This is a genomic window from Pleionea sediminis (assembly GCF_007570825.1).
Taxonomy (GTDB): domain Bacteria; phylum Pseudomonadota; class Gammaproteobacteria; order Enterobacterales; family Kangiellaceae; genus Pleionea; species Pleionea sediminis.
This window is the reverse complement of record NZ_SUNB01000006.1, coordinates 165,218-184,384: the sequence shown is the minus strand read 5'-3', so window position 1 is coordinate 184,384 and position 19,167 is coordinate 165,218. Positions and strand designations below refer to the sequence as shown.

The window sequence follows — 19,167 nt, the reverse complement described above, 5'->3', positions numbered from 1 at the left end:
TTTATCTTGGGATAACGTTCCGCTAATAATATCTTCTGCTAAAAATATCGTCTTCTGAAAGCCGCTAAAGATACCAACAACAGAGTTAGCAATGTCATGCTGCCACCACTGTCACTATCATCACCATCATTGCCACTGTCTTCGGCAACGACTGTTACCACGACTTGAGCAGAAGTACTGGCACCTTTAATGTCGGTTACTGTCAATTCGAAGGTTAATTGACCTGCCGTATCAGGAGCCGTAAACGATATATCTTCGGCAGTAGCGCTCGACAATGCCACCGATGTGCCAGATAACTGCTCCCACTGAAAAGATATCGCATCGCCGTCAGCATCGCTGGCGGTTGAATCCAGGTTAACTGTCTCACCAACACTGGCTTGCTGAGTCGCATTTAGTGTCAACGTAGGCGCCGAGTTTGAATCATCATCCCCTAGCGACACCAAAACGGAAGACTTGTCACCTAACGAAGCCCCTGATGCAGAAGACAAATTAATGGAGAAGGATTCTGTCGACTCATCGATGGAATCGTCAATTAAAGTGATTTGAACCGTTTTGGAATCAAGTTCGCCATCAGCCCAGTTAAGCGTTCCAGAAGTTGCTTGAAAGTCCTCTCCAGCTGTCGCGCTGTCAGCGACCGTCGAGTAATCAATGCTCGCCGCACCACTGCTGCCACCAACACGGTGAACGGTGAGTTCAAGTGCAGTCACGCTTTCAGATATGTCATAAGACGATTTATCAAACTGCAAAAAACCGGTTTGACTTGGACCAGACAAGTTAACGGTTAAATAGCCATTGTCGCCAATTGTCATTCCACCAGTAGGATTAAAGAGTCGAACGTAAAATGTATTATTAGTTGAGTCTGCGGGCACCGCACCAATTGTTGATAAAGAAATTAACTTGTCGGAATCATCGTTTGCCGCCCAAGATAACGTGCCACTTGCTAAGGTGAAGTCATTACCCTGTTGGGCTTTACCGCTTATGACTTCGTACTCTACTGTTGCAGCAGCTCCGCCAAATGACATACCCGCTCTCTCAACAACAATGCTTGAAGTTCCACCACCGAGTGTTAAATTACTTTGCGCAAAGCTCGCACTACCACTCACTTGAGTTTTTGTGTTGTCTCTTAAAATATACAAACCACCATCGATATCACTCACCAATATTAATCCCGAAGGCAAATAAGGATAAGTCCCCCAGGCCCCGAAAAACGAATCATTGTTCGATGGACTGTATGTATCAAAAAATCCGACTTCAACGGGATTTGCAGGATCGGTAATATCAAGAATCGTCAAACCGCGTGTGTAGTTCGACATGTAATAGCGATTACCACGAACGAACCCGTTATGATCAATCGCTCGAGTTGGCCCAGTCCACTGACCCACTTGAGTTGGACTTCTCAGGTCAGTGATATCGAAAATACGCACGGTTGAATTTAAACCAGCACGTTGCTCATCAAACTCATCATGCAAAAGCACAAAGTTTTTATCTTCTGTTACCCAACCTGAATGTACGTATTTAGCTGAGTTGGATACATCATTGTAAGTTACATTAGACAATTCTCGAGTATCAGCGGGATTGGTAATGTCCCAGAGCAACATTTCTTTTTCGTTAAAATCGACAAATATTGAGCAGAACTCAGTGCCATTGAAACAATCGGAATCTTTACGCGCATCAGTAATGGTGACAGAAGCTCCATCATGGGTGTAGCCATTAAAACTTGATTGATTGGCCTCAACATTTAGCGCTTCAGGATTGCCAAGAGAATAGGAGTGAAATGAACCACTAAATCGATTTGCACCGAGCAATTGAAGATTAGGGTTGGTACCATCTAATTTAATGTTTAACGCATGGTCGACATTGGATATGTAAACATTATGACCGGTATCGACATTTGAATCATTAGTGACTAAAGAGATACTGTTCGGCAAATCATTCAAATCGATGATCGCCACTCCACCTGAGCTTTCATTGGTGACGTAAGCGTAGGCTTTCCAACTATCACTCTCGCTATCATAGTGTTGATAGACCTTAATATCTCGCCACAAAGAACTGGCACCAGAGATAGTTCCTACCTCAACAGGACTTTCAGGCGTTGAAATGTCAAATACAGTTGCCCCATTTCGAACGCCCATGATGGCGTATTCGTTCCCCGTATTGAGATCAACATGTCCCCAAATATCATTACCATCGGCCGGGTTAGAACTAAAACTGGACAAAGGCACGTGAGCCACTAAATCAATGTTGTTACACGCAAAGCTTCCCGCCTGTCCGTTTTCACACGGCACTTCAGCCTGAAACTTACCAATCGCCTCATAGGATTTGAGTAAATTATCGAGCTTCTTACGATCGAGACGACTTTTTCCGTCGTTAATGACGTTAAAACCCAACTTTCTCAAATCAGCGGCAAACTCGCTGGGAACACCCTTCAAATAGACTTTATTGAGCTCCGGACTTTGTACCTGAAAATGGTCGAACCGGTTGTATCCCGCCGAAACCGGCACCGCCTGACTCTTCAAGAAGAAAACTTCTTCGGTGCTCTTAACTTCATAGGTTCCGCTACTCACCAACACCTGGTCACCCTTATTAGCTTGCTTGATAGCGTAGCCAATTGACTGACAAGGTCGTACAGGACTCGAACAGTCGCCCGTGTCTTTACCCTGTTCAGAGACAAAGCGTGGCTTTGTTGGTTCGGAGTGAGACAGCACCGCAGTAGAAGAAATTACTGCAGCAGTGAGCGCCAATGCTTTGAAGTAACGGACATTCGTCATACGAGATTCCTAAATTAAATCATTAGACTTGATTATACGTTGTGTATTATTTTTGAGTTTAAATCAAGCGTAAATAGTTACATAGGTAGCTATTTTAACGAAACATTTCAGAATAAGTTGATACTTGGCGCAAATTTATAGCACTATCTCGTCATAATGAATTATTGTAAAAAAGCGATGTATATCCGAATTTTGATTATAAGTCTGTTCTCTGCGTTACTGACCAGTTGCGCTGATGAACCCGTTATTCACGACATTCAATTCAAATTAATGTACGGTGAAAATTCTATATCTTGTGGCACTGCAATGCAGATTAATGGTCAATCCTGGCAACTATCGCAATTTCAGTTCTATATTCATGCCCTGCAATTTCGGTCACAAGGCCAATGGGTTCCAGCCACCTTTGAGGTACCTGAAAATAATGACCCTCATGTAAAATTAATTGGTGGAGTTTGTAACTCCAATTTTGATTGGAAAATGACTGTCAAGAGTCCCGTTGCACCTAAAAATATCGATGCAGTTCAATTTAAAATTGGCGTTCCTTTCGAACTTAATCACAACAATCCTCTTACTCAAAAAAGTCCACTAAATCAGTCAGACATGTTCTGGGTTTGGCAAACCGGTCATAAGTTTTTACGGCTTGAGTTAACATCCGAAACAAATGACTGGATTTATCATTTGGGATCCACTGGATGTCATTCTGAATCGGCAGTGCGGGCTCCGGCAAAGGCTTGTAAAAATCCAAATGTTGCCACCGTACGTATTGACGTTAATGAGCTGAAGACAATTGGTATCGATATCAAACCATTATTCGAAGGTATCGATTTAAACAGCGAATCCAGCTGTAAATCAGAACCTGCAAATGAATTATGCAAACACCTACTCGAAAGAACGGGTCTTAACTCTAATTCAACCATATTTAAATCTTTATGAAATATTTTTTCTTTTTGATTTGTCTAAGTTTGTTGGCGGCCTGTTCCGAAAATACAAACAAAGAAAACTATGACTGGCAATTGCGGGAAGGCTTCCCTAAACCTACCATTCCACAAACGAATCCCATGACAGTAGAGAAAGTAGAGCTCGGTCGACATCTATTTTACGACCGCAATTTATCTTTCAATCAAAAACAAGCTTGTGCTGATTGTCACTTTCAAGAACTCGCGTTCTCGGATCCCAGAGTATTTTCACTCGGTACAACTGGGGAAGCTACTCAAAGAAACTCTCTTGCTTTAGTGAACGTTGCTTACAACAAAACCTTAACATGGGCGCACAATGGTATTAAAGACATTGAAACTCAGCTTCTTATTCCTATGTTTGGTGAGTCCCCCATTGAGTTAGGCATCACAGGAAATGAAGATACAATCATTGAACGATTTAAAACCGAACACTATAAAGAATTATTTGAGGATGCATTTCCGGGTCAGGAAATAAATTTCAACACGATTAATAAAGCCCTCGCAAGTTTTGTTCGGAGTTTAATTTCCCTGAACTCGCCGTTTGATCGTTATGCTTATGACGGAGATGATAATGCGCTTTCAGAATCTGCAATTCGAGGTATGAATTTATTCTTTTCAGAAAAGTTTGAGTGTCACCATTGCCATGGTGGATTTAATTTCACCCAATCTACATTTCACGAAAAACAACAAATTGATCGCCGACCATTTCACAATACAGGAATGTATAACGTTAATGCTCAAGGTGCATACCCTGAGCGAGACAATGGTTTATTTGAAATAACCCTCGATCCGGCCGATCATGGAAGATTTCGCGCGCCCACATTACGTAACATAGAAGTTACCGCCCCTTACATGCATGACGGCTCCATCAAAACACTTGAAGAAGTCATTGATTTTTATGCCGCTGGAGGCCAACTAATATCAGACGGTCCAAATCAGGGTGATGGCAGAGCTAATCCACACAAAAGCCCCTTTGTGAAAGGATTTGAAATTTCAGAACAAGAAAAAGCGGATCTCATTGAATTTCTGCGTTCTTTGACAGACAAAAACTTTTTGGAAAATCCAAAACATGCTGCACCATCACAGTAACTACCGTAAACCGCTTGCGTTAGATGACAAGCGGTTGGGAAAAGAAAGAACTGTATACAATAATTTAATGAATAATAGGAGAAAATAACTATGAAGCGCCTTATCACAGCCGCTCTCGCTAGTGCCATGATAATTGGTACACCGTCATTTGCAGAAGAAAGCACGCCAACTTTTAAGGCAACCGAAGTTGCTCCTGGAATTCATATGTTATCGGGAGTTGGTGGCTTTACTGGCGGAAATATCGGACTTTCAATTGGAGAAGATGGCGTCGTCATGATCGACGATTCAATGCCACCGATGCTCGATAACATGAAAAAAGCGATCGAGTCAGTGACAACTAAGCCCGTCAACTTTTTGATTAATACGCACGTTCATGGCGATCACACCGGAAATAATTCGAGTATGGCAAACGATGGCGCACACATCGTTGCCCATAAAAATTTGCGAGAACATCTAATCAAAAAAGGGATACCGACAGGCAACGGAAAAATGCAAAAAGCACCGGAGTCTTTTCTACCTGTAATTACGTTCACTCATTCAATGAGTTTCCATCTTAATGGTGATGAAGCAAACTTAATTCATACACCGCATGCCCATACTGACGGTGATGCAATTATTCATTTTAAAAAAGCCAATGTCATTCATGCCGGAGATGTATTTTTTAATGGGATGTATCCCTACATTGATGTCGCAAGCGGCGGTAGTGTTGATGGCTATATTAAAGCACAAGAGCACGTCATTTCGCTCGCAAATGATAAGACAAAAATCATTCCCGGCCATGGACCTCTTGCCAACAAGAAAGATTTAGAAAACACACTAGCCATGGTTAAAGATGTACGGAAAATTATTAAGAAATTGATCAAAGACGGAAAATCAGAAGACGAAGCTGTTAACGCAAATCCGCTAAAGCAGTATCACGATAAATGGAACTGGCAGTTTATTACCACAGAGAAAATGATTCGCCAAGTTTATCAAAGTTTAACAAGTGATAAGAAACACAAACATAACGGTAAAGAACATCGACATTAAACTCGCTTCTTGATAGGCATTAAAAAAGGCGCAATAAGCGCCTTTTTTAACATACAGTAGCTAAAAATTAACTGGCTGCCCTCTCTTCTTCTTTTGGAGGAAAAGTCGGTTCAAATAGGCCTAACTGCTTAGCTTCCTTTACGTAAGACATGATATCCATTTGAGCAATATCAAACAGTTGCTTCATATCATCAATCACGTAGTAAATTGGTTGCATAATATCAATTCGGTACGGTGTTCTTAACACTGTCATAATATCAAAAGGTCGATGCTCCGGTTCGTTTGTTAGAGCATATTGAGTTTCGCCAATTGACGATAAAATACCTCCGCCATAGATGCGTTGCCCTTCTGGTGTATTCATTAAACCAAATTCAACCGTAAACCAGTACAAACGCGCTAACCAAACATGGTATTGCTTGTCAGCGGCATCTCCAAGCTTACCATAGGTATGAGTGAACTCAGCAAAGTAAGGATCGGTGAGCATGGCGCAGTGGCCAAAGATTTCATGGAAAACATCAGGCTCTTGCAGGTAATCCATTTCCTCACGAGTACGAATAAATGTCGCACAAGGGAATTTCTTGTTGGCTAACAGATTAAAAAATTTCGTGAATGGAATTAATGCCGGAACCCAAGCCACTTCCCACCCCGTTTCTTTACGAAGCACTTTGTTAACGTCTTCTAACTGAGGAATGCGGTCTCGAGACAATCCCAGTTTATCGATACCTTCCAAATACTGATTACATGCTCGTCCGGGCAATACTTTCATTTGACGATCGAACAATTCACCCCAAACAGAGTGTTCTTCATCCGTGTAATGTATAAAGCCATTTTCATCGGCTTCCCGCGCTACGTACTTAGTACCTTTCGCCATAAACTTATCAACCTCTTAAAATTTGCTTCATGTCGCTCACTCGACCACCTAACACCTTGAAAAACAGGATCAAAATGGGGATAAGCCTTTATTCTTATTCTTTTCAATAGGGTTGTATTATCCCGCGTTTGATGGGGGCTTCGCAAGCGAAGTCGTTCCAAATCAACGGCAAACACATCGGATCAGTTGCCCTCTTTCATCGATTCCAACTCTTCCCAACGGTCCATCTTCTCTTCAAGTTTTCCTTGCAAATCAGCCAGTTGCTGAAATACAACTTGCATATCATCAGGCGAAGACGTTAAAAACTTTTCAGTTTGAGTCTCTTGCTCAAGAGACTCTATTTGCGTTTCTAGCTCTTCCAATTCTGCCGGTAAAGCATCCAGTTCTCGTTGGTACTTGTACGATAGCTTACTCTTAGCACTCTGCGGTTTTGCAGCACTTTTATTTGACGCTTGGCCGTGACTGCTAGCCGTTGCCGTATTTCCAGAAGATACTTCTTTTCGTGCAGCAGCAAGCTGCGTGGCCTTAGCTTTACGATAACGATCATAATCCTGAAATCCACCTTCAATTTCGACAATTCCATCGGTTTGATCGAATACCAGCAGTGCCGCAGCAACATTATCGAGAAAGCGTCTGTCATGGCTGATGACAATCACCGTGCCCGCAAAATTAACCAGTTGTGACTCCAATAACTCCAGTGTCTCAATATCAAGATCGTTCGTCGGCTCATCCAATATCAAAAGATTCGCTGAATGGGTAAACAGTTTGGCTAAAACTAAACGACTGACTTCACCACCGGACAAAGAGCTGGCAGGCGTTTTCATTCGCTCAGGTCCAAACCCATAATCGGCCAGGTAACTAATCACATGACGGCGCTCGCCATTAACTTCAAGAAAGTCCCGCCCTTCACCGACATTATCGAAAATCGTCAACTCGGGATTAATTAACGAACGCATTTGATCGAAGTAAGCAATATCCAGTTGGGTTCCCAGCTCAACAAGGCCGGTATCGGCCTTGAGTTCGCCAAGAATCATTTTGATCAAGGAACTCTTTCCGCAACCATTGGCTCCCAATATACCGATTTTGTCGCCCTTTAAGATGGTGGTCGAAAAATCGTGGAAAAGCGTTTTATCACCACGTGTTAACGTCACGTTTTCAATCACAGCAACTAACTTTCCAGATTTACTGCCACTTTTAATATCAAGCTGCGCGGTTGACTGGCGAGTGCGTCGATCGGCGTGTTTCATCCGCATTGCCTTAAGAGCTCGTACTCGACCTTCATTACGCGTGCGACGCGCTTTGATTCCTTGTCGAATCCATTTTTCTTCCTGAGCCAGTTTTTTATCAAACTCCGAGTTAACCTTTTCTTCTTCTGCTAGCTTTTTCTCTTTCGATTCCACGTAAGCTTGATAAGGCGCCGGAAACATACTGAGATGACCACGATCAATTTCCCAGATCTGATCAACAACAGCATCAATAAATTGTCGGTCGTGGGAAATAAGCAACATCGCACCACGATACATCTTAAGTGACGTTTCCAACCACTCAATAGTTTCCAGATCCAGGTGGTTTGTGGGCTCGTCTAGAAGTAATAGATCCGGTTCAGCAGCCAAACACTCAGCGAGTGACACTCGGCGACGCCAGCCGCCCGACAACGTATTGAGTAATAAACTGCCGTCAAGCTCAAGCCGGCTGAGCACTTGCTCGACTTTTTGCTGCCAATGCCAACCATCACAGCGATCCAGTAGATCGTGCAGATCGTTTATTTCACTTTCTGATCCGCCCGTTTCCAGTAATGACTGATAACGCTCGAGCGCTTCTTTAATATCAGAGACTCCGCGAGAAACATATTCAAAAATAGTTTCGTTCGTTGGTTCAGGTAATGCTTGTGCTAAATATCTCACTCGAGCACTTTTTTGCCGTTGAATGACTCCGCTGTCTGGCTCATTGACCTGAGCAACCAGTTTTAGCAACGATGATTTTCCCGCGCCATTTCGTCCAACAATTGCGACCTTTTCACCGGCATTCAACGAAAATGAAGCCTGGTCAAGTAAAATGTGGGTGCCAAAGCTCAAAGAAACCTTGTCCCCGCGTATAATCATCATTTAATTTTTTCCTAAGTCGTATTAATTTTTGTTTCAAATCCGCTATATTATAAAGGGGAACTAATTAGTTTGGATATGTTCCAATGAATTAGTTTCTTATTCGCCAGGAAGGCTACCCTTTTCAGCATAGATAGTAGGTGTTCTATGAAATTTAGGTGTATTGCAAGTACACGATTATTATTGGGGATTTTACTCGTCGCAAGCTCGTTGAGTTTGGTTCGCGCAGATTCAAACACACTCAGCCTAGACACCATTACTGGTGAATCTGTCGGCACAACAGACTGGATCGACACTCAAACCGCAACAGCGGAGCAGAGAAAACTCTATCAAGATGCCATTAAGGCACTTAAGCAAGGAAAGAAAAGCCAGTTTAAACAACTGCAATCTCAATTACACGATTATGTATTAGCGCCCTATCTTGAGCGTGAATACTTAATGACAAATATTTCGTTGGCGAATCGACACGCAATCCAAAGCTTTTTAGACCGTTACGACAATGAACCGGTCTCCTCTCGTGTTCGTACTGAATTTCTTTGGTTACTCGCTCGTCACAATCAAACCAATTTGTTTCTTTCCTATTATCGGCCGCAATACAGCATCACTTTGCAATGCCATTGGCTGAAGTTTCGGTTGAAGACGGATGAGAATCGCTCAGACATTTATCATCAGGCAGAGAAGATTTGGCTTGCCGGAAAATCGCGACCCGATGCGTGCAATCCTGTTTTCAATCATATGAAAAGTGATCATGCCTTAACTGAAGATTTAGTGTGGCGACGGCTAATTTTATCCGTTAAAAGCCGAAAAAGTTCTCTCGTAAGTTACTTAACTCGCTTGCTGCCTTCATCCGTCCAGGCAAACGGTCGTTATGCACACGAAATGATGCGATATCCACACCGCCTGATGAGAAAACCGCCTGCTGGTCTTGAACAACAGAAAGTCGCCGATGTCGCTAATGCCGTTCTAGTTAAACACATCTGGCGTAATTCCAGTGAGACGCTGAAAATTATCGATAAAGCCTCTAAACATTTTCAATTCACTTATCAACAAAAACGCGAACTCGCACGTGCGGTTTCTCTGGCCTTAGCGTCATCCAATCACCCTCGAGCCTCAGAATGGCTTAACAATATTGCCAACGATGAACGGGACGAATTATTACTGCGTTGGAAATTGGCTCATGAACTGCGCAATAAAAACTGGCAAGAGCTCAAACATTTTCTGAGTCAAACACCAGCACCCGATCATGCTGAAAACGACTGGAATTACTGGTTAGCTCGTGCAGATCTTGCTCTTGGCAACGAAACCGCAGGCATCGAGCGACTGGAAAAGCTGTCTGAAAAGCGAAGTTACTATGGTTTTCTCGCCAGCGCCCATTTAAATAAGCGCCCCAGTTTGGCAAAAATAAATTTTCCTTTCGATCAAAAACTCATCGATTACTTACAAACGCGTCCCGAAGCATTACGTGCCTTTGAGCTTTGGAAGTTAAATAAAAATTATTCCGCCCGTAGAGAATGGAATTATTTTAAAGCACGCAGCAACGAGAGAGAGCGCCAACATTTAGCGGTCGTTGCTCATCAATGGGGATGGCATGAACAAGTTATTTATTCGTTGTCTGAATTAGGTTTATACGATGCCGTCGACATGCGATTCCCAATTGCTTTTCCTAATTTGATGGAAAAAGCCTCCAAAGAAGCCAATCTGGATCTTTCGCTAAGCCTTGCTGTTGCACGTAAAGAAAGTGCCTTTATGCCCGACGCACGCTCTTCGGTTGGGGCGGTTGGACTCATGCAACTAATGCCTTATACCGCTAAGTACATTGCTAAGAAGTCTAATTTGCCAGCTCCCAAATCGAGCCGTCTACGCGATCCCAATACCAATTTACAGTTAGGCACTCGCTACCTTAAATATTTATTGGATTATCACAATGGAAACCGAGTACTAGCGACAGCTTCGTACAATGCAGGTCGCCATAAAGTCGCCAAATGGTTGCCCGATGCCAACGAATTACCCGCCGATATTTGGATTGAAGTTGTGCCCTATAAAGAGACACGTTCTTACATTAAAAATGTGCTAGCGTATCAACAAATATACAATTCATTGTTAGGTAATGATGATAATTATTTCGAAGAACTGGTCACGATGGCGATTAAAAAATAATGAAACTTGCCGCTAAGTGACCAGCCACTCTGTTTTTAGAAAAACTTTTCAAACGTTAATTGGATGAAATCGTCATTTCGATAGGAATAAAGTAATGTTGATGACGGTTCATTTTCATCTATTCCAGTGAAGACTCGTCCTTCAATCGTTAACTTCATATCGTTACCAATTCGCCGAGAACCTTCGATAGAGAAAAACTGAACGTCATTGTCCGTTTCAGCACCAATGCCTAATAACAAGTCCGTCGAATCAACATCGTTAAAGGTTAAACGAGCGCCACCAAGTACTAGGTCACTCACTTCGACTGAGAACAATGCGTTGCCAAACGTATCTCGTTCATCGTATTGATATTCGAGGATCCAGCCGATATCCATGGCACTTTCAAAAACACCGTAACTGGTGTATTCAAAGCCAGTCACCGCAGCAACATAATCTTTGTTGGTATCATTCTCAAAACCGAAATCAGTGCGGTAAATCATTTCTAATTTAAGTAACCAGGCATCGATTGTTGCCTGAGCGTCCAAACTGGTTTGCGTTATCGTTGGGTAGTAAGGAGTTAATTCAAACGTTATGGGACTTAAAACAAACAACGGGTCACGGCTCGTACCACGAAAGTGAGCAACACCAATATCCCAAAAACTGACATATGTAGAATAACGAACCGCAAAATCTGTTCGACTGTCTTCCTCAGAAGATTCGTAGAGTGCATCATCTGTGTTGATAGGAAACAGCAATCGAAGCCGGCCGTCTTCGCCAGGAAATGTTCGCTCTCGAAATCCAGGTAGCGCAAATAGACTTAAGGTTCCCCACGACTCTTCAAAATTAAAATTAATCATCGGCTGACCTAATTTGTCTTCGCCATCTATATTTTCGATCGCATCCGTTTGATTAATAATGTCAACCAGATGTTGTGTTTCAGCAACTCCCCAAAACACCTTGTTAATACCGATATTTAACGACCAGCCATCACCAACCGTTTGAAAATTAAATTCTCGAAGGTCAAAGTGCGTTCGTTCGCTGTCCATTGAATCCCATCTCAAAAAGGGTTTAATGGTTAAGCTGGAATCGTCAAAGTCGAGAAACCATTCAGGTTCGAAGTAAAACGATAATCCAGCATCATCTTGACCTTGATCGGCCTCTTCCGTAAAAATTCTTACTTCAGCACCAGCCACTGCTGAAAAGTCGGTTTCTCCATTTACCCATGGCGATAACCCCATGAGTATTCCAACGACCAATGATCGTAACACCATAATTTTGCTCCCCAACAAACCAATTGGTCTGGATTATAATGATTCCCCAAGTGCATAAAAAGGGGATCCTTTAAAAAACAATAATCTGACTCATTAGCTGGTTAATTCTTATACTAACCTTATGAGCAAACGATAAGGACGATCTCATGAACAACGCAGAAATTGGTCACTGGTACCGAATAAATTTCACTTTAGAGCCGGTCGAAGTCATTGGTCTCGACGATAATGAACAAACAATTGAGTTGCAGCACTATGAAGGTGAAATCGAATCGCTCGACGTCAACGATTGGGAATCTCTAACGCCAATAGAGGTTGATGCTCCCGATGACTGGAGTGGCGCTTACGAAGTTGAGCGACAAGATGTTCATCCCGACATACTCTTTGTCGAATACAATATTCATGATGCATTAAAACAGATTGATCACGATTAATTTAAACGTTCATTTTCAGCGAATGATTGCGATTTGTTTGGCCAGGCGTTACGATCGCCAGCCACTAAAGTATGACAATAAAAACAAATCTCATGGCACAACCCACTTGGACGGATGTCCTCGCATCTGAAAAACAAAAAGATTATTTTAACAATGTTATGTCCTTTGTTGCCGATGAGCGACAAGCAGGAAAAACGATTTACCCGCCTCAATCGGAAGTCTTTGCAACTTTAAAGCTCACTCCTTTTGCTGGCGTTAAAGTTGTTATCTTGGGTCAAGATCCCTATCACGGTCCCAACCAGGCACATGGATTGGCTTTCAGCGTTAATAAAGGCATTCGTTTACCTCCTAGCTTAAAAAATATTTTTAAAGAAATAGAAGCTGATTTGGGCGTTACCTGTGGAAACGATGGCGATTTATCCGGTTGGGCAAAACAAGGTGTTTTATTACTCAATACGGTATTGACGGTTGAAGCCTCAAAAGCGCACTCACACAAAGATCGCGGTTGGGAAATATTTACCGATCATGTTATCTCAAGTCTCAATCATGCACCGCAGCACATTGTCTTTTTGCTATGGGGCTCTCATGCGCAAAAGAAAGCAAAATTGATCGACCATTCGAAACACACCATCCTAAAAGCCCCGCATCCATCGCCCCTCTCAGCGCACCGAGGTTTTTTAGGCTGTAAACACTTCAGTAAAGCCAATCAGGCACTGATCGCGCATCAACAAGAGCCCATTCAATGGGCCGATATTTAACGCGTAAATATGGCACAGTCATATTTCTGTGTGTGTGTTACACTTTGGTTAGATGCATAACATAATAAAGAGGCTTGGACCGCCATTGATCGGTTAGGATATTAATGGTAAAAATCATCGGACGTTTACTTAGCTGCCTTGCAGTCATTGTGCTGAGTTCTGTCGCATCCCGCGCCAGCGATTCTGATCACGCACAACCTAGCGCCGATAATCCCTCCAATTCATCCGTTCTAATTGTTGAGTATGGCAACAGTGTCATCAGCCAAACTTTTGCTACGCGCCTCACGAAAAGTATTGCTTTACCCTCTCAGCGTTATCAAGTTACTCGAACAACACTCGATAATTCTCAATTAACATTAAAAGCGCCACTTGCCATTGCCGTCGGTAAAGAAGCGTTAGTATTTTTATTAAACTCGAATTATCGTGGCTCTGTACTTGCTACACTACTTTCTGCCTCAGAATATCAAAAGATTACCAAAGAAAATCCAAACCCGGACATTCGCCTTTCTGGCGTCTTTCATCAAGCGCCATTATCACGACAAATTCTATTATTTAAAGAGTTTTATCCGTCAGGAAAAAGAATCGGTATTTTATTAACCCCAAATGAAGAACATCTCATAAAAGATATTAAAGATTTCACCATTAAATTGAACCTGATTTTGGAATATGAGATTGTGCGCGATGAAGCAGAACTCACTTTGAATTTAATCAAACTGATTAAACGCAGCGACGCCATAATCGCAACCAAAAATGAATCCATCTACAATCGCTCTACCATTAAAACTATACTGCTCACACTCTATCGTCATAATAAATTTCTAATCGGTGCTGACAAAAGCTTTGTCCGCGCAGGCAGTGTCGCCACTACTTATACCTCAATGCAAAACTTATTGGATGAAGTCACCGGCGATATCGCCCGTTTTTTTGAAAATAAGCAGTTGCCGAATACTCATTACAGTGACCAGTTTAGCGTCGAGTTCAATGAACAAGTCGCTCGCTCTCTCAATTTGAATATTCGAGATAACAGTCACTATGTGGATGTTATTCAGGCCAGTGAAATTAATCTTGGAGACGGCAAATTCTATGAATAAATGGTCCATTTCCAGCCGCACCATTTTGCTCGGATTAACTCCGGCTTTTTTCATGTTTGTCTTGCTAACAGGTTACTATATTCATGACAAATTTAATGTCCTTCAGGATCAATTAACACACAAAGGCGACTTGCTGGTTCAACAACTTGCTCCGGCCAGTGAGTACGCCGTTTTTATAAAAAATCCCAGTTTATTAGAAGACATCGTTTCTCCCATACTGGATGATAACGATGTCGCCTATGTCGAAATTTACGACCGAGATGGAGAACTTCTGCTTGCACGAAAAGATCTTTCATTACTCAGCAATAACAACAAAGATAATATAATTAGGTTTAGTTCTAAAATCACTTTGCAAGACGTCCCTCTGGAATCTAACGACTTTGATATTGGACTGGATGAAAGTATCAATGAGCCTGAGTCAAATGTCATAGGCACCATTATTCTGGCGTTATCAACCAGCCAGGTTATTAAAGAACAAAACGATGCTTTGGTAGGCGGTATTATTATTGGTTTAGGAGCTTTATTACTATCGACACTGCTGGCACTGTTTATCGCAAGAACCATTGCCAAACCGATTCAAACATTATCAAAAACAGTTAAGCTTTTTCAGTCAGGTATGCTATCGGCACGAGTCGATGAACGCTCAGGCGGAGAACTGGGAGTCCTTGAATCTAATCTAAATAAAATGGCTAGCACACTAGAGTCCTCTAAACGACGAGAGCTTGAACACGCGATGGCATTAGAACAAGCGCGAGCTGAAGCATTATCTGCCAGTCGAGCAAAAAGTGAGTTTTTGGAACAAATGAGTCATGAGCTTCGCGAACCAATGAACGCGACCATTGGCAGTTTACAATTGTTAGAATCCTGTTCTCCCAATGACTCTCAACTGCAATACATTGTTCAGGGAATTAGTTCGTCCGCACTGCTGGTTGAACTTATTGACAATATTCTCGATTACTCTCAAATTGAAGTCGAATCGATCGTGCTACAAAATATTCGCTTCGATCTTAAACGTTTATTCCGCCGCAGCCTCGTACCTTTTATTAGTGCCTGTAATAAAAAAAATATCGATTCACATTTATTCTTTGATGGTTTAGATAACGAAGTGATTGTCGAAGCCGATCAAGTTCATTTGCAAAAAATTATTTACCACATTCTTGATTGCTCTATTCGGAGGACAGAAAACGGCAGCATCGATATTCGCGTAGCCGGAGAGTTACCCGCCGATAATAACGAAAGTTCGTTGCTACATGTCACCATCGAAATTACCGATACTGGCATTGGATTTTCATCAGAGCAATTAGGTAATTTGTTCAAGTCTCACAGTGAAAAACATGACTTAAACCAACCTTACAAACCCAACTCAGGTCTTGGATTAACCATTGCTCACAAGCTGACAATATTGCTAGGTGGAAAATTTAATGTCACTAGCGTTCCCAATAAAGGAACACGATTTTTGATCGAGTTTGATTTTCCATTTTTCCAACCGCAAAGAAATAATTCGGACGCGAAGAATAAACCAATGGAAACCCCGAGCTATTCAGGAAATATTCTCGTAATAGAGAGCAGTTCAATTGATCAAATGGTCACCAAAGATATGCTCAATAAAATTGGTGCAGAAGTAGAAACTGCAACCAATGGTAAAATAGCACTCGAGAAAATGCGTCAACAAGACTTTCAATTAATCATCGCCGATACAAACATTACTGATATTTCTATTATCGACTTAATTCAACGTCTTCGCGCACTGGAACGTGCAAAGAATACGAAAATATCCATTCTCATTTTAACGGCTGACATTGTCACCGAAAATCACCGACGCCTTCAAGCAGCTGGCGCCGACGATTACATCATTAAACCCGTCGACATGCACTTACTTTGGGATAAAGTAATCCAGCTGTCAAACTCACTACGACCGACTATCGAGTCTTAAACAGAACAGCAAAGTATTAAAAATTTAATTCACCACTTTGTCGCGTAGCAATTTCACATAGTTGTTCTTGACGCCTTCGCCAATTAATTCTCCAGACTTAACACGCCATTGACCATGGACCATAACGTCCAGTACCGGATTTTGATTGACGGCAAACACGGCTGCATCTAATAAGCGCTCGCCCGACAGAACGGCGAGTTCTGAAATATTGGTATCCAAAACAACCCAATCAGCCTTGTTACCGACAGCTAATGAACCAACTGAACGATTAACAACCTGAGCACCACTATTTGTCGCATGTTGCCAAAGAAAACTACCCACATTTGGATTATCATCAGAGCAAAGTCGGTTGCGCTTTCGATGACTTAATCGCTGCGTATATTCAAACAATCGAAGCTCATGCCACGGTGAAATGGATATGTGACTGTCAGACCCAATGCCAAAAGCACCTTCAGCCGCAACAAACTCGACACCCGGAAAAATACCATCACCTAAATTAGCTTCAGTTTGAGGACAAATTCCAGCAATCGCGCCAGTTTTCGCCAACTGACTAACTTCGATATCATTCAAATGCGTCGCGTGAACCAAGCACCAACGCTGATTTACATTCTGGTTCTTCAACAACCATTCAACAGGGCGCTGGCCATAAAAGTCGACGCACTCCTCCACTTCTTTGATTTGTTCAGCAATGTGTAGATGAATGGGTCCTTGTGGTGACCACCACTGCGCTAAATCTCGCAACTGTTCCTCAGACACAGCGCGTAAAGAATGCGGAGCAATTCCAAAGCTAACCATAGGATCATTGGCGTAAGTCGACTGCAGTCGTTCAAGCAAATGCTTATACTCATCCAAACTGTGTACAAATGGATATTGTTCTTTGGCTGGAGCGGTTTTGCCGAAACCACTATAGCTGTAAAACACCGGACAATGGCATAACCCAATGCCTGCTGTACGAGCTGCCTCAATGACCGCTTGCGACGCCGCCAAAGAATCGCCGTTTACATCATTAGCCTGGCGATGTAAATAATGAAACTCCGCACATGTTGTATAACCATTAAGCAGCATTTCTTCATAAACGTATTGCGCAATCACATTCATATCTTCAACGTTTAACCGCTGCAGTAATCGATACATTAAATCACGCCAGCTCCAAAACGAATCTTCTTTATTCGCTTGATACTCAGTTAGTCCGACAAAGGCTTTTTGAAAGGCATGCGAATGCAAGTTAACCATTCCTGGAATGACAGGTCCATTCAGTATTTCAGCCTGTTCTGCTTGACCAGACTCTATCTTTATAATCACGCCGTCTTCGACAAAAATCGTTTTATCCGATGCCCAACCATCGCGCAGTAGAATTTCTTTTGCGTAATATCTCATTGAAACTTTCCCATCGCTGCCAGTCGCGCTAACATACTGCTTGAATTTAAAATAATCAAGAAATCATAATTATGTCGCTCAACACTTTAAAGCAAGCTGACGGAATTTGGCTCAACGCAAACTTAATGACGTTCAACAACGAACTGCCTTATGGCACTGTTGAAAATGCAGTCATCGCGACCGAAAAAGGACGAATTTCACTCATCGAACCAATGACGGTCGGCCTTGAGCAGCAATTGGATGAGCTCAATATTTCTTACACCGATTTACAAGGAAAATGGCTGTCGCCCGGATTAATTGATTGCCATACCCATATTGTCTACGGCGGCAATCGCGCCAAAGAATTCGAAATGCGCTTAACCGGTGTTAGTTACGAAGAAATTGCGCGCCAAGGCGGTGGTATTTTATCCACTGTTAAAGCCACTCGCGCTGCTAGCGAAAGCGAATTAACCGCTTCAGCAATAAAACGGATTGAAAGACTATTGAGTGAAGGCGTTACAACCATTGAAATTAAATCGGGATATGGCCTTGATTTAGAAACCGAAATAAAAATGCTAAAAGTAGCTCGCGCATTAGAAGAACAAATTCCGGCAACCATTAAAACCACCTTTTTAGGCGCCCACGCGGTTCCACCTGAGTATAAAGAAAATCCCGATGACTACATTAGCTATTTGTGTGACGAAGTATTACCACAAGTGGTCGAGCATAACTTAGCCGATGCTGTTGATGCTTTTTGTGAAAATATTGGGTTTTCGAAAGAACAAGTTGAAAAAGTTTTCGCCGCAGCTGAAAACGCAGACTTGCCGATAAAATTACATGCGGAACAATTAAGTGATCAAGAAGGCACTCAACTTGCCGCAAGCTACAAAGCATTATCAGTAGATCATTTAGAGTATGTGAGTGAAGAAGGCATTGCCGCCATCGCTAGCTCAGGAACAGTCGCCGTTTTACTTCCCGCAGCTTTCTATTACTTGCACGAAAAACAAGTGCCCCCCATAGAATGGCTGAGAGAATACAAAGTACCTATGGCACTGGCAACCGACTGTAATCCAGGCAGTGCACCCTGCACATCGCTATTGCTTATGCTCAATATGGGCTGCACTCTATTTCGTATGACACCCGAAGAAACATTACGTGCCGTTACGATAAACGCGGCAAAAGCATTAGGTTTACAAAAAGAACTTGGAACTCTCGCTGTTGGTAAACGTGCAGATTTTGCCATTTGGGATATTAAAGCTCCTTGTGAACTTCCTTACGCATTTGGTCACAATCCTTGCGTTGGCGTCGTGAAAAATGGCGAACCTGTGCTCGACAAACTCATTTAATCTCTTTTCTTATTCGAAGTTTGAATCAAT

Annotated in this window: 14 protein-coding genes; 9 read left to right on the top strand and 5 right to left on the bottom strand. The window is 42.3% G+C overall.

Annotated elements, in window-relative coordinates; all coding sequences use genetic code 11:
• Window positions 1–38: 38 nt before the first annotated feature.
• Window positions 39–2,768: a choice-of-anchor B family protein gene (locus FAX86_RS18780; protein WP_144395023.1), complete on the bottom strand. Its 2,730-nt coding sequence runs from the start codon at window positions 2,766–2,768 to the stop codon at window positions 39–41.
• Between the two features lie 177 nt (window positions 2,769–2,945).
• Between FAX86_RS18780 and FAX86_RS18775 the strand changes: the two genes are divergently transcribed.
• From FAX86_RS18775 to FAX86_RS18765, 3 genes are all read left to right on the top strand, one after another.
• Window positions 2,946–3,701 (top strand): MbnP family copper-binding protein, encoded by a 756-nt coding sequence (locus FAX86_RS18775; protein WP_205859255.1) that lies wholly within the window; start codon window positions 2,946–2,948, stop codon window positions 3,699–3,701.
• Entirely contained in the window at window positions 3,698–4,813 is a 1,116-nt protein-coding gene (locus FAX86_RS18770; RefSeq protein ID WP_144395021.1) for a methanobactin export MATE transporter MbnM, read from the top strand. Before FAX86_RS18775 ends, FAX86_RS18770 begins: the two co-directional genes overlap by 4 nt.
• A 90-nt stretch (window positions 4,814–4,903) precedes the next feature.
• On the top strand, window positions 4,904–5,842 hold the full coding sequence (locus FAX86_RS18765; protein WP_144395020.1) for an MBL fold metallo-hydrolase: 939 nt from the start codon (window positions 4,904–4,906) through the stop codon (window positions 5,840–5,842).
• A 67-nt stretch (window positions 5,843–5,909) separates the two neighbouring features.
• Here the strand turns inward: FAX86_RS18765 and phhA are convergent, their stop codons facing one another.
• Both phhA and FAX86_RS18755 read right to left on the bottom strand, forming a co-directional pair.
• Window positions 5,910–6,713 carry a phenylalanine 4-monooxygenase gene (gene phhA / locus FAX86_RS18760; RefSeq protein ID WP_144395019.1) on the bottom strand — a complete coding sequence of 268 codons (804 nt, stop codon included), beginning with the start codon at window positions 6,711–6,713 and terminating at the stop codon, window positions 5,910–5,912.
• A gap of 182 nt (window positions 6,714–6,895) precedes the next feature.
• The gene (locus FAX86_RS18755) at window positions 6,896–8,818 is read right to left on the bottom strand and encodes an ATP-binding cassette domain-containing protein (RefSeq protein WP_144395018.1); all 1,923 of its coding nucleotides are present in this window, start codon (window positions 8,816–8,818) and stop codon (window positions 6,896–6,898) included.
• A 144-nt stretch (window positions 8,819–8,962) separates the two neighbouring features.
• Between FAX86_RS18755 and FAX86_RS18750 the strand changes: the two genes are divergently transcribed.
• Complete coding sequence (locus tag FAX86_RS18750; protein WP_144395017.1) at window positions 8,963–10,972, top strand: transglycosylase SLT domain-containing protein; 2,010 nt, start codon at window positions 8,963–8,965, stop codon at window positions 10,970–10,972.
• Window positions 10,973–11,007: 35 nt separating this feature from the next.
• Here FAX86_RS18750 and FAX86_RS18745 read toward each other — a convergent pair whose 3' ends face one another.
• On the bottom strand, window positions 11,008–12,222 hold the full coding sequence (locus tag FAX86_RS18745; protein WP_144395016.1) for a hypothetical protein: 1,215 nt from the start codon (window positions 12,220–12,222) through the stop codon (window positions 11,008–11,010).
• Between the two features lie 146 nt (window positions 12,223–12,368).
• Here FAX86_RS18745 and FAX86_RS18740 point away from each other — a divergent pair, with 146 nt between their 5' ends.
• The 4 genes from FAX86_RS18740 (at window position 12,369) to FAX86_RS18725 (ending at window position 16,435) form a co-directional block, all read left to right on the top strand.
• Window positions 12,369–12,653, top strand: coding sequence for a DUF6763 family protein (locus FAX86_RS18740; protein ID WP_144395015.1), 285 nt, complete (start codon window positions 12,369–12,371; stop codon window positions 12,651–12,653).
• 71 nt (window positions 12,654–12,724) lie between these two features.
• Window positions 12,725–13,411 (top strand): uracil-DNA glycosylase, encoded by a 687-nt coding sequence (gene ung / locus FAX86_RS18735; RefSeq protein WP_246128673.1) that lies wholly within the window; start codon window positions 12,725–12,727, stop codon window positions 13,409–13,411.
• Window positions 13,412–13,515: 104 nt separating this feature from the next.
• Entirely contained in the window at window positions 13,516–14,502 is a 987-nt protein-coding gene (locus FAX86_RS18730) for an ABC transporter substrate-binding protein (RefSeq protein ID WP_144395014.1), read from the top strand.
• Window positions 14,495–16,435, top strand: a complete 1,941-nt coding sequence (locus FAX86_RS18725; RefSeq protein ID WP_164503672.1) for an ATP-binding protein — start codon at window positions 14,495–14,497, stop codon at window positions 16,433–16,435. The genes FAX86_RS18730 and FAX86_RS18725 overlap by 8 nt, the downstream gene beginning before the upstream one ends.
• Window positions 16,436–16,459: 24 nt before the next feature.
• On the opposite strand, the gene FAX86_RS18720 is transcribed toward FAX86_RS18725, so the two are convergent.
• A complete protein-coding gene (locus FAX86_RS18720) occupies window positions 16,460–17,812 on the bottom strand; it encodes a formimidoylglutamate deiminase (protein WP_144395012.1) in 1,353 nt (450 codons plus the stop codon).
• A gap of 71 nt (window positions 17,813–17,883) precedes the next feature.
• On the opposite strand from FAX86_RS18720, the gene hutI reads away from it, so the two are divergent.
• Entirely contained in the window at window positions 17,884–19,137 is a 1,254-nt protein-coding gene (hutI, locus tag FAX86_RS18715) for an imidazolonepropionase (RefSeq protein WP_144395011.1), read from the top strand.
• Window positions 19,138–19,167 lie beyond the last annotated feature (30 nt).

Coding starts and splice junctions, on each gene's coding strand:
- FAX86_RS18780 (WP_144395023.1), bottom strand. CDS start 2,768: ATGACGAATGTCCGTTACTTCAAAGCATTGGCGCTCACTGCTGCAGTA.
- FAX86_RS18775 (WP_205859255.1), top strand. CDS start 2,946: ATGTATATCCGAATTTTGATTATAAGTCTGTTCTCTGCGTTACTGACC.
- FAX86_RS18770 (WP_144395021.1), top strand. CDS start 3,698: ATGAAATATTTTTTCTTTTTGATTTGTCTAAGTTTGTTGGCGGCCTGT.
- FAX86_RS18765 (WP_144395020.1), top strand. CDS start 4,904: ATGAAGCGCCTTATCACAGCCGCTCTCGCTAGTGCCATGATAATTGGT.
- phhA (WP_144395019.1), bottom strand. CDS start 6,713: ATGGCGAAAGGTACTAAGTACGTAGCGCGGGAAGCCGATGAAAATGGC.
- FAX86_RS18755 (WP_144395018.1), bottom strand. CDS start 8,818: ATGATGATTATACGCGGGGACAAGGTTTCTTTGAGCTTTGGCACCCAC.
- FAX86_RS18750 (WP_144395017.1), top strand. CDS start 8,963: ATGAAATTTAGGTGTATTGCAAGTACACGATTATTATTGGGGATTTTA.
- FAX86_RS18745 (WP_144395016.1), bottom strand. CDS start 12,222: ATGGTGTTACGATCATTGGTCGTTGGAATACTCATGGGGTTATCGCCA.
- FAX86_RS18740 (WP_144395015.1), top strand. CDS start 12,369: ATGAACAACGCAGAAATTGGTCACTGGTACCGAATAAATTTCACTTTA.
- ung (WP_246128673.1), top strand. CDS start 12,725: ATGACAATAAAAACAAATCTCATGGCACAACCCACTTGGACGGATGTC.
- FAX86_RS18730 (WP_144395014.1), top strand. CDS start 13,516: ATGGTAAAAATCATCGGACGTTTACTTAGCTGCCTTGCAGTCATTGTG.
- FAX86_RS18725 (WP_164503672.1), top strand. CDS start 14,495: ATGAATAAATGGTCCATTTCCAGCCGCACCATTTTGCTCGGATTAACT.
- FAX86_RS18720 (WP_144395012.1), bottom strand. CDS start 17,812: ATGAGATATTACGCAAAAGAAATTCTACTGCGCGATGGTTGGGCATCG.
- hutI (WP_144395011.1), top strand. CDS start 17,884: ATGTCGCTCAACACTTTAAAGCAAGCTGACGGAATTTGGCTCAACGCA.